Origin of the sequence: Flavobacterium micromati, assembly GCF_900129585.1 — a bacterium.
Classification (GTDB): Bacteria; Bacteroidota; Bacteroidia; order Flavobacteriales; family Flavobacteriaceae; genus Flavobacterium; species Flavobacterium micromati.
The window spans coordinates 26,888-42,378 of sequence record NZ_FQWF01000018.1 but is presented as its reverse complement, the minus strand read 5'-3'; the positions used below and the strand labels follow the sequence as shown (position 1 = coordinate 42,378).

The 15,491-nt window shown below is 33.7% G+C and carries 11 protein-coding genes and 1 pseudogene; 10 read left to right on the top strand and 2 right to left on the bottom strand.

The window, feature by feature from the left end:
- The first annotated feature begins 838 nt into the window (after window positions 1–838).
- The 6 genes and pseudogenes from BUB42_RS15420 (at window position 839) to BUB42_RS15395 (ending at window position 8,134) form a co-directional block, all read left to right on the top strand.
- Window positions 839–1,171 carry an ArsR/SmtB family transcription factor gene (locus BUB42_RS15420; RefSeq protein ID WP_073021977.1) on the top strand — a complete coding sequence of 111 codons (333 nt, stop codon included), beginning with the start codon at window positions 839–841 and terminating at the stop codon, window positions 1,169–1,171.
- An 18-nt stretch (window positions 1,172–1,189) separates the two neighbouring features.
- Window positions 1,190–1,596 (top strand): annotated as a pseudogene (locus tag BUB42_RS15415) (DUF6428 family protein); the annotation flags it as partial.
- 78 nt (window positions 1,597–1,674) lie between these two features.
- Complete coding sequence (locus BUB42_RS15410; RefSeq protein ID WP_073021976.1) at window positions 1,675–2,307, top strand: low molecular weight phosphatase family protein; 633 nt, start codon at window positions 1,675–1,677, stop codon at window positions 2,305–2,307.
- Window position 2,308: 1 nt separating this feature from the next.
- Window positions 2,309–3,358, top strand: a complete 1,050-nt coding sequence (gene arsB / locus BUB42_RS15405; RefSeq protein ID WP_073021974.1) for an ACR3 family arsenite efflux transporter — start codon at window positions 2,309–2,311, stop codon at window positions 3,356–3,358.
- Window positions 3,359–3,752: 394 nt separating this feature from the next.
- Window positions 3,753–6,746 (top strand): SusC/RagA family TonB-linked outer membrane protein, encoded by a 2,994-nt coding sequence (locus BUB42_RS15400; protein ID WP_073021973.1) that lies wholly within the window; start codon window positions 3,753–3,755, stop codon window positions 6,744–6,746.
- Window positions 6,747–6,757: 11 nt separating this feature from the next.
- Window positions 6,758–8,134, top strand: a complete 1,377-nt coding sequence (locus BUB42_RS15395) for a RagB/SusD family nutrient uptake outer membrane protein (protein ID WP_073021972.1) — start codon at window positions 6,758–6,760, stop codon at window positions 8,132–8,134.
- An 80-nt stretch (window positions 8,135–8,214) separates the two neighbouring features.
- On the opposite strand, the gene BUB42_RS15390 is transcribed toward BUB42_RS15395, so the two are convergent.
- Together BUB42_RS15390 and rocD are read right to left on the bottom strand one after the other, a co-directional pair.
- The gene (locus BUB42_RS15390) at window positions 8,215–9,177 is read right to left on the bottom strand and encodes an arginase (RefSeq protein WP_073021971.1); all 963 of its coding nucleotides are present in this window, start codon (window positions 9,175–9,177) and stop codon (window positions 8,215–8,217) included.
- 10 nt (window positions 9,178–9,187) lie between these two features.
- Window positions 9,188–10,471, bottom strand: coding sequence for an ornithine--oxo-acid transaminase (gene rocD / locus BUB42_RS15385; RefSeq protein WP_073021970.1), 1,284 nt, complete (start codon window positions 10,469–10,471; stop codon window positions 9,188–9,190).
- Between the two features lie 223 nt (window positions 10,472–10,694).
- Between rocD and BUB42_RS15380 the strand changes: the two genes are divergently transcribed.
- From BUB42_RS15380 to BUB42_RS15365, 4 genes are all read left to right on the top strand, one after another.
- Window positions 10,695–11,147 (top strand): Lrp/AsnC family transcriptional regulator, encoded by a 453-nt coding sequence (locus BUB42_RS15380; RefSeq protein ID WP_073021967.1) that lies wholly within the window; start codon window positions 10,695–10,697, stop codon window positions 11,145–11,147.
- Between the two features lie 319 nt (window positions 11,148–11,466).
- Window positions 11,467–12,324 (top strand): cyanophycinase, encoded by an 858-nt coding sequence (locus BUB42_RS15375; protein ID WP_073021964.1) that lies wholly within the window; start codon window positions 11,467–11,469, stop codon window positions 12,322–12,324.
- Between the two features lies 1 nt (window position 12,325).
- Complete coding sequence (locus tag BUB42_RS15370; RefSeq protein WP_073021961.1) at window positions 12,326–14,527, top strand: penicillin acylase family protein; 2,202 nt, start codon at window positions 12,326–12,328, stop codon at window positions 14,525–14,527.
- Window positions 14,528–14,634: 107 nt separating this feature from the next.
- Window positions 14,635–15,405, top strand: a complete 771-nt coding sequence (locus BUB42_RS15365) for a dienelactone hydrolase family protein (protein ID WP_073021960.1) — start codon at window positions 14,635–14,637, stop codon at window positions 15,403–15,405.
- Window positions 15,406–15,491 lie beyond the last annotated feature (86 nt).

Here is a 15,491-nt window from a genome sequence, read left to right as displayed (position 1 = left end):
ATTTGTCTAAGAACTTGCCCCAGCAAAGCGGGTGGCAAAGGTAATTACTTCTTTTATATCTGGCAAATCTTTTTTTAAATCTTTCAACCTAATTTTGTTTCGCTTTTCAATAATGTAGTAAGAACGTCTGCGTTGTTGCGGGTGCAAAAGTAGAGCGTTTATTGGCTTCTACAAGCTTTTTATTTGATTATTTTAAATGTTTTTTTTAATGCGTTGGTGTTGTGTGTGTTGCCATTTGTTTTTTTTTGAAAACCAAGTTTTGTTTTTAACTCCACTGCCCTAGCCGTGGTAGTAGTGGAAATCCTCGAGCGTAGTTGCCCATTTTTTCTCGCTTATAAAAGAGCGACTAAAAGAAGCTCCTTTTATAAGGATAGAAAAAAAGGCAAATAAGCGAGAGATTGAAACGGATAACGCGAAGAGGCTGCGGAGGATTTAAACTTTAATCATCGCGTTTGCAATCCCACGGTTGAAACCGTGGGGTATGGTGGGGAAAAGTTAAATGAAAATTGAGAAATAATCCTAACTGAATTAGATTTTAAAATTCAAAAATTGCACGTAATGTTAGAGTTAGATTAATTGCATCAAACCGCTTTAGGCGACGCAAAGCAAAACTAAAGGTCTTGTCTCGTTTAGTAACCACTCTTATTAAGGAACGTTCTAAAAATATTAATAACTGAAAACGACCTTCGAAAAACTCGCAGCCTTAAAATTAAGATAATTATTTTCGATGATCTATTCAATTTTTGTCTGCTATTTTGGATAGTCAAGTAAAAAAAATAATAAAGGTTGAACTATATAATTATTTATATCGTAATATTGCAATATACAAATAAATAATATGGGAGTTACCAAATCAGAAAATTTTACAGTCGAGCAAAATGAATTGGCAATATTAGCCAAGGCAATAGGACATCCAGCGCGTATAGCAATCATTCAATATTTAATTAAAGTAAAAAGTTGCGTATGCGGCGATATTGTTAACAAGTTACCGTTATCACAACCTACTATTTCGCAGCACTTAAAGGAATTAAAAAATGCCGGTTTGATAAAAGGCACTGTTGAAGGAAATACAATATGTTATTGCCTTGACGAAGCTGGATTTAGCAAGATTAAAGCGTTTACCGAACACTTAAACTTATATTTTGAAAATCAAAATAATCAATGTTGTTAATTTTTAAACAAAAACAAAATGAACTTATCACAAGTTAAAAAAGAATTGAGAACGTTAGAAAACGTTGCTTTTATATTACCAAATGGAACTTTTGTGCCAGAACATTTTCACGTAACCGAAGTAGGTTTAATAACCAAAAACTTCATCGATTGCGGCGGAAAAGTACGTAAAGAAACCGTTGTTAATTTCCAGTTGTGGGATGCCAATGATTTTGATCACCGTCTTAAACCCAAAAAACTACTAGATATTATTGCATTATCTGAAAAAATACTGGGGATTGAAAATTATAATGTTGAAGTAGAATTTCAAGGAGAAACGATTGGCAAATATGACTTGGGTTTTAATGGCTCAGCATTTACCTTAATCAACAATAAACTGCATGTTTGGCTGAAGATGAATGTGGCATTACCGCAAGTAAACAAAAAGTAAAATTATCTGAAATTTCAAATCAAACCATTAGTTGTACTCCAGGCGGAGGATGTTGCTAAATTTATACAAATTAAATGATGTCATTTAAAACAAAACTATTTTCGAAGATTGAAAACACAATCCGATCACTCGATGTGGAAAATATATCTTTAGAACGTAAAACCACTTTACAACCAATAGTTGATTTTATCCAAAATAAAACTACTAACGATCAACAAATAAGGCTGAATTTTATTTGTACTCATAATTCTAGAAGAAGTCACCTTTCCCAAATTTGGGCGCAAACTGCGGCTTACTATTATAACATTAAAAACGTTACTTGTTATTCAGGTGGAACTGAATCTACGGCATTATTCCCTGCGGTTGCAACAACTTTAATGCAAATAGGATTTCAAATTAAAACTATATGTGTAGGAAACAATCCTATTTATGCGATAAACTATTCTGAAAATGAGCTTCCTATTATTGGTTTTTCTAAAACTTACGATGATGATTTTAATCCAAAAAGTGAATTTGCAGCAGTTTTAACTTGTTCGCAGGCTGATGGAGGATGCCCTTTTATAGCGGGTGCTGAAAAAAGAATTATTGTCACTTATCAAGATCCTAAAGTTTTTGATCATACACCTCAACAGCAGGACCAATATAAGGAACGCAGTTTGCAGATTGCAACTGAAATGTGCTACGTGTTCTCCCAAATAAAATCATAAAATGGCATTACATAAAAAAAGATTAAATTTTCTCGATCAGTATCTTACACTTTGGATTTTCTTGGCTATGTCAATTGGCGTCTCTATCGGATACTTTATACCGTCAAGCAGCGGTTTTATCAATTCCTTCTCAAGCGGAACTACAAATATTCCTTTAGCAATTGGATTGATTTTAATGATGTATCCACCTTTAACAAAAATTGATTTTTCAAAAATTCCTTTAATGCTTGAAAAACCAAAATTACTAACTGCCTCTTTCTTAATTACGTGGATTGTAGGTCCTTTTTTAATGTTTTTGTTAGCAACATTCTTTCTAAAAGATTATCCGGAATATATGACTGGTCTCATTATAATAGGAATTGCGCCTTGCATCGCTATGGTAATTGTATGGAACGAACTAGCCGAAGGAAATAGGGAATTAACAGCAGGTTTAATAGGATTGAATAGCTTGCTTCAAGTTTTCTTTTTTAGTTTATATGCCTATTTTTATTTGGAAATCATGTTGCCATTATTTGGGATAAAAGGTTTAGAGTTGAATATTTCTATTACGGATATTGCTGCAACAGTTGGAATTTATTTAGGAATTCCATTTGCATTAGCGATCATAAGTCGGTATTCGATCAGGAGATTCATTGGTGCAAAATGGTTCAATCAAAAATTTATTCCCTTTGTATCGCCCATTACGTTGATTGCTTTACTTTTTACAATTGTAATTATGTTCAGTTTAAAAGGAGATATGATTGTTGGTTTACCTCTTGACGTATTTCGAATTGCAATTCCACTGATAATTTTCTTCACTATTATGTTCTTCCTAATGTTTTTTGTTTCAAAAAAGATTGGAGCTAACTATCGAGATGCTGTGGCGCTTTCCTTTACTGCTTCTGGTAATAATTTTGAACTAGCAATTGCTGTTTCTATAGGTGTTTTTGGAATTAATAGCGGGCAAGCGTTTGCAGCAGTTATTGGACCTTTGGTCGAAGTTCCAGCATTGATCATTTTAGTGAATGTTTCTTTTTGGATTAGAAAAAAATATTTTGTCATACCGTCTTGACCCAGATTTATCATAAGTGTACCATCGACCTCTTTATTTATTGCACTTTTAAATTTTTTTTTTGCTACTAGATAATACAGCAATTATCACATTACAAAATAAATATTTATTACAATAATTATACAATAATTGGACTGATTGCGCTATGTAAAACTCTGAAAAGAAAAAAATGATTATTTATTCTCTAGGCAATTAGCACTAAGTGATATTGAAAGTTATGACAAGAAATTAGGATTATCAATTATATAATTATAAAATAATTTTTGCAAAAATAAATCACTATTTCACAAAATAACCAAGGTGAAAACTTTTTTTTCATAAAAAACCTTTCAAAATATTTATATTTAACATATTTTTTAGATCTTTGGTTAAACTAATCACAAAAAATTAAAATATGAAAATTAAATGTAAATTATTATTGAGTTTGATTTTTGCACTAGCGGTGCAATTGATCAGTGCTCAAGAAAGTTCAATAAGCGGTAAAGTTACCGACATGGCTGGACTTCCAGTTCCAGGGGCGAACGTAATAATAAAAGGAACAACAATTAGTGCGCAAAGTAATTTTGATGGTGAGTTTGTGATCAAAGCTAAGAAGGGACAGACTTTAGTCATCAGTTTTTTAGGATTGAAAACTATTGAAATCACTGCCTCAGATTCAATGGTGGTAAAACTAAATGATGACGCAAGCCAACTAGAAACAGTTTTAGTAATGGGATACGGAACACAGCTAAAAAAGAGATCAACAGATGCTGTTTCTAGAGTTACTGCAAAAGATATTGAGAATATTCCAGTTTCTAACATTCAAAATGCGTTAGTTGGTAAACTTGCGGGAGTACAAATTACACAAACCAACGGTAAAGTAGAAGGCGGTATGAATATTCGTGTCCGCGGACAGGCTAGTATTTCTGCGGGAACTCAACCCTTGTATGTACTAGACGGCATGATTTTAATTAATCAAGATGAATCAACAAATGGTGCTCCACTAAATCCATTATTGACATTAAGTCCTAACGAAATTGAATCAATTGACGTTTTAAAAGATGCTTCATCAGCAGCTATTTACGGTGCCAGAGGCGCTAATGGAGTTGTAATCATCACAACTAAAAAAGGAAAAGTAGGAAAAACAACTTTTTCAGCTAATTTTTCACAAGGTGTGAGTGAAGCCACTAATACAAGAGAATTTTTAAATAGTGCACAATACGTTGAATTATTTACAGAAGCACGTTTGAATGAAGGTTTTAGCGACCCAACAGGTCCAGGACGCAAATTTGATCAATTGGCAGCAGGTAAAGACTGGAGAAATGGCGAGGTTGATACTGATTGGACTAAACAGGCTTTGAGAACGGGTTACGTTACAGATGCTGATTTCTCTGCTTCTGGCGGAACTGATAAAACACAATACTACTTTTCTGGGGCATATACAAAAAATGTAGGGATTTTATCATTCAATGAATTAGAACGTTTCAATTTTAGAAATAATATAACCACAAAAATTTCTGATCGTTTTACAGCAGGTATGAATATGGCTTTTTCAAGGACTTCAATATTGCGAAATACGAACGACAATTCATTTACAACTCCTATGCAGGCTATTGCACAATCACCGCTATCTCCAGCAAGGAATGATGATGGAACAGCAAATACAGCCACGCAATATGTAAACTTTTTAGCAGCGCAAGACAATGGAACTAATCAAACTTTAATTAGAAGATTAACTGGTAAGTTTTTTGGCGAGTTTAAAATTATAGAACCTTTAAAATTTAACTCTGACATTTCTTATGACTTATACGCTCAAACTGAAGATCGCTGGTTTGGCGCTAATTATCCGTTTATTGCAACAAATGGAGAGGTATTTGCTTCATCCGTAAACAATGAATCCTATGTAATTTCAAATTATTTTACATTTGATAAATCGTTTAGTGATCACAATTTAAATATAGTTGCAGGTCAAGAATTCACCAGTTTTGCTAGTCGTTTTCAAAGTGTAACTTCCATTTTTTTTCCTAGTGATGCATTGCAAACCATAGATAGTGGTGCTGAAGTCAACGCAGGATCAGGAAATGAGACAGATTATGCTTTTGATTCATTATTTAGCAGATTGAGTTATAGCTATGCTAACAAATATCTTTTTAAAGCTTCTATTCGTAGAGATGGTTCATCAAGATTTGGGCAAAATAACCAATATGGAATTTTTCCAGCAGTTTCAGCTGGTTGGGTTATTTCTGAAGAAGCTTTCTTGAAAGACAATAGCACACTTTCTAATCTAAAATTAAGAGCTTCTTATGGTCAAACAGGAAACGCAGAAATTGGAAACTTCAGTTCTCGTTCTTTATTTGCCGGAGCTTCCTATAATTTAAAATCTGGATTATTACCCTCTCAACCAGGAAATGATAATTTAAGTTGGGAAAAGTCGACACAATTTGATTTAGGTATAGAATTTGGTTTGTTAAATAATAGAATCTCTGGAGAAATTGATTATTATAACAAAGATACTGATGGATTATTATTTGATGTACCTTTAGCTATTAGCTCAGGAGCATCAACAATCACCCAAAACACTGGTTTGTCTAACAGCAGAGGCTTTGAATTTGTATTGAATGGTAAAATAATAGATCAGGAAGACTTCCAGTGGAACGCCTCTTTAAACGTTACAACGAACCAATCTAAGGTACGAGAATTGCCAGACAATGGGACGGATATTGTAAATACGTTTACCATCAGAAGAGTTGGAGAAAACATTAACTCTTTCTATTTAGTGGAATATGCCGGTGTAGATCCTGCAAATGGGGATGCCTTATTTGTGAGGAATACGGAATTAGCTGATGGATCTTTAGACAAAACAACAACAAATGATTATAGCGAGGCAAGAAGGGTAGTTTCAGGAAATCCATTTGCCACATTAATGAGCGGTTTTACAAATACCATAAACTATAAAGGAATTGATTTTTCTTTCACCTTTCAGGGCGAATGGGGAGCAAGTATATACAATTCTGGTGGTTTATTTCAATCTGCAAATGGAGATTTTTGGGACAACCAAACTATAGATCAGTTAAATAGATGGCAACAACCTGGTGATATTACTAACGTACCCCAAGCTCGCTATTTAGCTGGAAATGGTACGCAGGCCTCTACAAGGTACTTAGACAAATCAGATTTTGTACGATTAAGAAACTTAACTTTAGGATACTCTTTACCAAAATCTGCAATTGAAAAATCGGGATTAAGCAGAGTGAGAATTTACCTTACCGGAGTAAATTTATTAACATTTACGGATTATATTGGGTATGATCCTGAAGCAAGAGCCGATCAAGGTGACAGAATTGGCGAAGAGTTTTACTCTGTTCCACCAGCAAAAACCGTAGCATTGGGCGTTAATCTAACATTTTAATAAATTTAAAGATGAAAAATATAAAAATATTCCTTTTTGCTTTGCTAACAACATTATTTATTAGTTGTGAGTCGGAGTTAGAACTTAATCCTAAACAAAGTTTAGATAGTAGTACTGTGCTAACTTCGGAGAGTGGTGTAAAACAAGTCTTAGTTGGTGCTTACGCCAACTTAGCAAACGGCTCATTATATGGTGGAAGAACTCAAATCATGGCAGATTTATTAGGTGCTACTGGTAGGTCGAGCACAACGCACATAGAATGGTACGGAACGTTTGCTGGTTTTGGAGATATTTATGCTAAAAATATGACTAGCGATAATAGTTTCGCAGAAGATTTATATCGAGAAAGTTACGACGTCATTAATGCAACTAATATTGTCATAGAAAACGCAGCTCTAATTACCAATGCAAATGATCGTAAAATAGCAGTTGCAGAAGCAAAATTCATTCAAGGTTTAGTATATTTTGATTTGGTTCGATTTTTTGCGCTTCCTTTTGATGCTTTAACCCCAAATACTCAATTAGGTGTTATTATTAGACCAAAAGCTATCTTAGAATATCAAGGTGTTGATTTGTCGGCGGAACGTAATACAGTTGCTGAAGTTTATATAAAAGTCATTTCTAGCTTACGAGATGCCTATGCCGATTTACCTGTATCCAATGGAGAATTTGCTGATAAGTATGCAGCGCAAGCTTTACTAGCGCGTGTTTATTTGCAACAGCAAAACTATCCCGCAGCTTTAACCGCGGCTAATGATGCGATAACTTTTGGTGGGTATTCTCTATCATCAACTTTATTAAGTGCCTACAATCATGACACTAAACAACCCGAAGATGTTTTTTCGATTGCGATTACCTCGCAAACAGGAGATAATCAAGTAAATAATTCACACGCATCAACTACTTTAGGTGGTCGCGGTGGTGATATTGCAATAGGAAGTGGTTATTTTTCAAGATTTATAGATCCAAATGATCAGCGAAGTAAATTCTTCTATGAAAATAATTTAGGAGACGCTTTAACGCTAAAATATACCAATCAATTTGCCGATGTACCTGTGATACGTTTTGCTGAATTATTATTAATCCGTGCAGAAGCCAATACAAGATTAACTAGCACGCTTGGTGCCACACCGGCCACTGATATCAACAGAATAAGAACTAGAGCTGGTGCAAGCAATTTTATCACTGTAACGCTAGCGCAAATTTTAAACGAAAGACAATTAGAATTAGCTTTCGAAGGATTTTGGATTCACGATTTAAAAAGAAATAAAACTAGTATTGTTGGACAATCGCGAACTTTTCTGTTCACTGATCCAAAGTTAGTATTTCCTATTCCGTTAAGAGAATTAAATACTAATAAAAAAATAACCCCAAATCCTACCTATTAAAAGTAGTTAAAAAACAGTGTTAAACGTAAAAGCCCGAAATCTTAATTTGATTTCGGGCTTTTCTATTTTAATTAAAAAAATTATTCTATCGGAAGAATCAACGTTGCTGTAATCGATTCTAATACTTCAAAAGCCGTTTCTGCCATTTTATTGCCTTTGGTATCTAACAATGGATTAATCTCAACAAATTCGATACAAACAACTTTTTTTGACATTATAATTTGGTTGATAATTGCAATGATTTCATATTGATCAAACCCTTTAGAAACTGGAGTACCTGTTCCATACGATATCATATCGCAATCCATTGAATCTACGTCAAATGAAATATAAAGTACTTCGCAATGTGCTACTTTCGCCAAGGCCTCAGAAACACAAGTTTGCATTCCTCGATAACGCACTTCGTCAACTTTATAATTTTTTATTTCTAGTTTTTCAATTTGCTTGTCCTCCTGCTCTTCGGTGTCCCGAACACCAAAATAGATTAAGTTTTCAGCTAAAACCTTCGCTCCTTTAAAACCAATATTTTTCATATCCTCCCAATGCTGTTGCGTTTCTGGAGCAAGATCATTATTTTGACAACTCAAATTGTCATCTCCAAGAGCAGCTGACAATGGCATTCCGTGAATATTTCCGGAAGGAGATGTGTAAGGCGAGTGCAAATCGGCATGAGCATCAATCCAAAACACTCCAATATTTTGTTCCGGAAATGCTGCTTTCACACCACTTAATGTCCCTAATGCTGATGAATGATCTCCAGATAAAACAATAGGGAAATAATTTCCTTCTAAGTTTTTTTTAACCGCATTACACACTCGAGTACACTGTTCTACAACGTGCTCAATTCTTTTGGCAGAGGAACTTCGGTTTTTATCGTAGATAGATTCATTATGTGTTTTGACATCTTCAAACTCAAATTGATTGAAATAATCACTGTTTTGATTAATTGCAGCAATTTCGATAGCATCTATTCCTAAATCAGAGCCACGAGTTCCAGCACCTATGTCAGATCGATTTTTTATTAGCTTTATAAATTTCTCCATTTAAAATAATCTATTTAAAGTCGTTTAAAGCTCTTTCGATAATAGCCAAACATTCGTGAATTTGTGATTCGGTTATTACTAATGGTGGTGCAAATCTAATTTTATTACCGTGCGTTGGCTTTGCCAACAGACCATAATCTCTAAATTTCATACAAATTTCCCAAGCTAAGTCAGATTCCTCATCACTGTTGATCACAATAGCATTCAATAATCCTTTTCCGCGAACTAAAGTGATAATAGGATTTCTCGAAGCAATCTCGTTTAGTCCTGTTCGCAATATTTCTCCCAAATAAGCTGCATTTTGTGCTAAATTCTCTTCTTGTACAACTTCTAATGCGGCTATTGCAACAGCGGCTGCAATGGGATTACCTCCAAAAGTAGATCCATGTTGACCTGGTTTAATTACGTTCATGATGTGATTATCAGCTAATACTGCCGAAACTGGATAAACGCCACCTGAAATTGCTTTCCCTAATATTAGAATATCCGGCTTTACTTCTGGTTTATTTTCACAACCTTTTTTACAATCACAGTTTCCACAAGTTGCTAACAATCTACCTGTGCGAGCAATTCCTGTTTGCACTTCATCGGCAATAAATAAAACATTATGTTGTTCACAAAGTGCCTTTGCCTTTGATAAATATCCTTCAGCTGGAACATAAACACCTGCTTCTCCTTGAATAGGTTCTACTAAAAATCCTGCGATATTTTTAGAAGATTTCAATACGTCCTCTAAAGCCTTAACATCATCATACGGTATTTTGATAAATCCAGCAGTAAAAGGACCAAAGCTTTTACGGGCACTTTCATCATTTGAAAACGAAATAATAGTTGTTGTTCTTCCGTGAAAATTGTTTTCACACACAATGATTTGCGCCTGATTTTCAGGAATTCCTTTTACCTCATACGCCCATTTTCTACAAAGTTTTAAAGCTGTTTCTACAGCCTCTGCACCAGTATTCATTGGTAATACTTTGTCAAAATCAAAATATTTTGTCACATATTCTTCAAAAGGTCCCAGTTGATCATTGTGAAAAGCACGCGAAGTCAACGTTAGCGTTTGCGCTTGTTTGATCATTGCACCTACAATTTTTGGATGACAATGACCTTGATTCACAGCTGAATAAGCCGATAAAAAATCATAATATTTTTTTCCATCAACATCCCAAACATGAACACCTTCTCCCCTTTCTAACACTACTGGCAAAGGATGGTAATTGTGAGCGCCGTATTGATCTTCTTTTGCTATTAAAGCTTCGGATTTTAAAGAAAGGATTGGTTCTGTATGTGTCATGATTGTTTTATTTAAATTACAAGATACAAAACTACCTCTTTTTTTTAATTTTCCAATAAAAATTATAATTTTGACTTTAAAAAAGACAAATATTGAATAACTTTACTTAGATTTGATTCACTTTAAGTCAATTTATTTTTTATTACATCAAAAAAATTAGCTTTAGAAAAAATTAAAAATAAGTACTTTATAAGAACGCAAAAGTTTCATTTATTTAAAAAACATGGATATAGTTGACGAATTCGATATCAGTATCATCAAAGAACTGGAAAAAGACGGGAGAATGGCCTATTCAGCTATTGCATCCAATTTGAAAATATCAAATACAATGGTGCATCAGCGGATCAATAGATTAATGGAGCAAGGAATTCTAACTGGAATTAAACCCGTTATTAATGAAAAAAAAGTAGGCTACGATTGGGGATCTTTCACTGGAATCACTTTAAATAAAGATCAGGATTCAAATCGAATTATTGAAGAGCTCAAAAAAATTCCTGAAATAACAGAATGCTACTACATCACTGGATCTTTTACTCTCTATATAAAAATCATTGCTAAAGACCACGAGCACATGCGAAAAGTACTTTATGAAAAAATCGATACTATTGCGGGTATTGCAAAAACCGATTCAATAATTGAGTTAGGATGTGCCTTTAAAAGAAATGTAACCTTATAAATTGAAAACTATGCTATTTACCTCTTTGAAAAAACCAAAATTAAATACCCTAATGATTACTACCTCTTTTATTTTAATTTTTAGTTTACTAGCTTGTAGCAGTACATAAGTAATGGTGAACTTAAAATTGAATAAAATAATTTTTAAACAACGGTGAAAGATTATATTACTTTGTACTTAACATTCGTATTTCAAGATAATTTTAAAAATGAAATATTTTTTAGCTTTATTCGAATAATATAATTTAGTCAAATAAAGTACATTCGATTTACAAAAATATTTATCAGTTACACTATTTATTATTTCAATCCTATTTTCAATGAAATTTTCAAAAAAAATCTTTAGTTGTTTTATAATTGCTGTTTTTACTGTACTTAGCAATAACTCTCTACAAGCACAAAAAAATAATGGTAAACTCTTTATAATAGGTGGCGGAAATAGGTCAGATAAATTAATGACGCAATTAATCACTGTTGCTGATTTAACTAAAAAGGACTACATAGTAGTTTTACCTATGTCTAGTGAAGAGCCAGATAGTGCTTACATCTATTTTAAAAATCAAATGGAAAAACTAACTAAGAATCCAATTGTTATGCTAAATTTCAACTCGAATACTGCAAATAGCAAAGTACTAAATGATTCTTTACAAAAAGCTAAATTAATATTCATAAGTGGTGGCGACCAAACGCGGTTTATGAATATAGTCAATAATACTCCCTTATTCAACTCGATTCACACAGCTTATGAAAACGGTAGCACGATTGCGGGAACTAGTGCTGGAGCTGCAGTGATGTGCGAGCACATGATTACAGGTAATCAAAAATTAGAATCTAAATATCAAAATACTTTCGATAATATTAGATTCGGAAATCTTGAAACTAATCAAGGTTTAGGGTTAGTAAAAAATGTTATTATTGATCAACATTTTCTCAAAAGAAGTCGATACAATAGATTATTATCGGCAATGGTTGAGTTTCCAGATCACATCGGAATTGGAATTGACGAAAGTACCGCTTTGATTGTGCGAAATAAAGAAATCGAAATTACCGGCGAAAGTGCTGTAATTGTTTTAAAAAAACCAAAAGGAATAAAAAAATCCAAAATAGACAATCTAGCCAGCATTAAAAGTCTACAAATCGCAGTTTACATAGAAGGTCAAAAATTTAAAATTAAATAAAATGAAGAATTTCAAGAATTATTTACCATTGCTTATTTTCGCTTTTTGCTTTAGTATTCCAATGTTTTCCCAAAAAATAACGCCAAAAGAAATTACAAGGCTGGAAAAACTTGCACAACAAGTTACTATTATTAGAGACAATTGGGGAATTGCTCATGTATATGGTAAAACAGATGCTGATGCCGTTTTTGGGATGCTGTACGCGCAATGCGAAGATGATTTCAAAAGGGTAGAAATGAATTACATTGAAAAGCTGGGACGTCTTTCAGAAATTAAAGGACAAGCCGTTTTGTATAACGATTTAGAAATTAAATTGTTGATTGATGTAGAAGAAGCAAAAGCGGATTACAAAAAAGCAGCTCCTTGGTTAAAAAAATTACTCAATAGCTATGCTGACGGTATCAATTTCTATTTGCATAATAATCCCAAGGTAAAACCCGCTTTACTCACTCATTTTGAACCTTGGTTTCCGCTGCTTTGGACAGATGGCAGTATTGGTGCCATCAGTACAGCTGATCTTACAACTGGAGAATTAAAAGCATTCTATTCTGGGAACAATGACAAAGTAGCCTATATCGAACGTGAAAAGGACGTGCAAACTGGCTCTAATGGATTTGCAATTGCTCCGTCAAAAACAGCATCTGGAAATGCCATTTTGTATATAAATCCACATACTACTTTTTATTTCCGTCCAGAAATACAAGTGAACAGTGAAGAAGGATTAAACGCTTATGGAGCTGTAACTTGGGGACAATTTTTTATTTATCAAGGTTTCAATGAAAACTGTGGCTGGATGCACACTTCGTCAAATGTAGATGTAGCCGATATGTATTCAGAAAAAATTAGTACTAAAAACAACAAATTGTTTTACGAGTACGATAAAAAATTGTTACCCTTAATCGAAAAAATGATCACAATCAAATATCTAGAAAACGGCAAACTAATTCCTAAAATTTTCAAAACATATTATACGCATAACGGCCCAATAATGGCAAAAAGAGATGGGAAATGGATTAGCTTAAAATCTAATAATCGCTCGATGAAAAGCTTAGAGCAGAGTTGGATTCGAACAAAATCAGCGGGATTTGAAGACTATAAAAAAGCGATGGACTTGAAAGCAAACACCTCAAATAATACTGTTTACGCGGATAAAGAAGGAAATATTGCATATTGGCACGGGAACTTTATCCCAATTCGGGACAAAAATTTAAATTGGTCAAAAGTGATGGATGGCACACTTGCAGCAACGCAATGGAAAGGCTTGCACAACGTTTCAGAAACGGTACATTCGTACAATCCTAAAAACGGCTGGCTACAAAACTGCAATGCGACTCCTTACTCTGTCGCTGGTGAAAACAGTCCTAAAGAAGAAAATTATTTACCATATATGGCTCCTGATGGAGAAAGTTTTAGAGGATTAAATGCGGTTCGGCTTTTAACTAAAGGAACTAATTACACCTTAGACAAAGTAATTGCTGATGGATACGATACAAAACTAACTGCTTTTGAATTTCTTATTCCAGCTTTAATTTCTAGTTTTGAGAACAATACTACTGCTGACAATCCAAATTATAAAGAATTACTTGAACCAATAAAAGAATTAAAAAACTGGAATTATTACGCAAAGGAAAATTCAATTGCCACCACATTAGCCATTGAATGGGCTTATAAATTAGACCCAATAATCCAAAAAGTGTATACGAACGAGGGTGAACTAGATCAAATAGAAAATACTCAGAATTTTGTTAAAAATGCAAAACAGGAGCAATTACTTCCACAACTAGAAATGGTTATCAAGGAACTAGAAACAAAATTTGGAACGTGGAAAATTCCGTGGGGTGATATTAATCGTTTTCAAAGAACTTCGGGTGACATAAATTTAACTTACAGTGACAAACTCGAAAGTTTACCTATTGGTTTAGGACCAGCATTATGGGGAAGTTTACCTGCGTACAAGAGCAGTTATCAAAAAGATACTAAAAAGCGTTATGGATTCAACGGAAATAGTTTTGTGTGTGCAGTTGAATTTGGACCCAAAATAAAAGCCAAATCCTTACTGGCTGGAGGAAACAGTGGTGATCCCTCCTCAAAACATTTCTCTGATCAAGCAGAAATGTACCAAAAAGGGGAATTCAAAGACGTACTATTTTACAAAGAAGATGTTCAAAAAAATGCCGAACGAACGTATCATCCCGGCAAATAGTAATTTATTTTCTTTCGGTACATAATAAAAATACAGCAATAAAATAAAAAAATCAGAACCAAATTGTAGTAACACAAAATTTGAGATCTTTATACAAATTTAAAAAAATGAAAAATATACTTATTCTCTTTTTAGGTCTTCTACTATTCTCCGCTGCTGCAAACGCACAATTAAAAGAAGTGAAATATTCAGATGGAAATCAAAAATTAAATGGTTTAACAATTGCGCCATTACAAGTATCGAAAACAAAACCAGGAATACTCATTCTTCCTGCTTGGAAAGGCATTGACAATCATTCAAAAGAATCAGCGAATAAGCTTTCTAAAATGGGATATTATGCGTTTATCGCTGATATTTATGGAGAAGGAAATTATCCTACTAACACACAAGAAGCAGGAAAACAAGCCGGTTTTTACAAAAACAATGTCGTTGATTATCAGAGACGAATCCAACTTGCATTAGATCAGTTAATCAAAGCTGGCGCAAATCCTGACAATATTGTTGTAATTGGCTACTGTTTTGGCGGAACTGGAGTCTTAGAAGCCGCTCGAGCAGGAATGAAAATTCAAGGAGCAGTTTCCTTTCATGGTGGTTTAGGTCGTGATGCTTCTAGAGTTAACAATCCCATTAATGCGAGAATTTTAGTCTTACATGGTGCTGACGATCCTTATGTTCCAGTAACTGAAATTACTGCATTCCAACAAGAAATGCGCGATACAAAAGCGGATTGGGAAATGATTTATTATGCTGATGCTGTCCATGCTTTTACAGAACCAGAAGCTGGAAATGATAATTCTAAAGGAGCTGCATACAATGCAAAAGCAGATAAGCGTTCTTGGGAACGTATGAATGGGTTACTAATAGAGGTATTGAAATAATATTTTAAAAACATTTTCATAAAACAGGATAAGTGCGGTTTTTTTGTTAGTTTTATATTTTACGATCTAATAAAACATCTAGAATT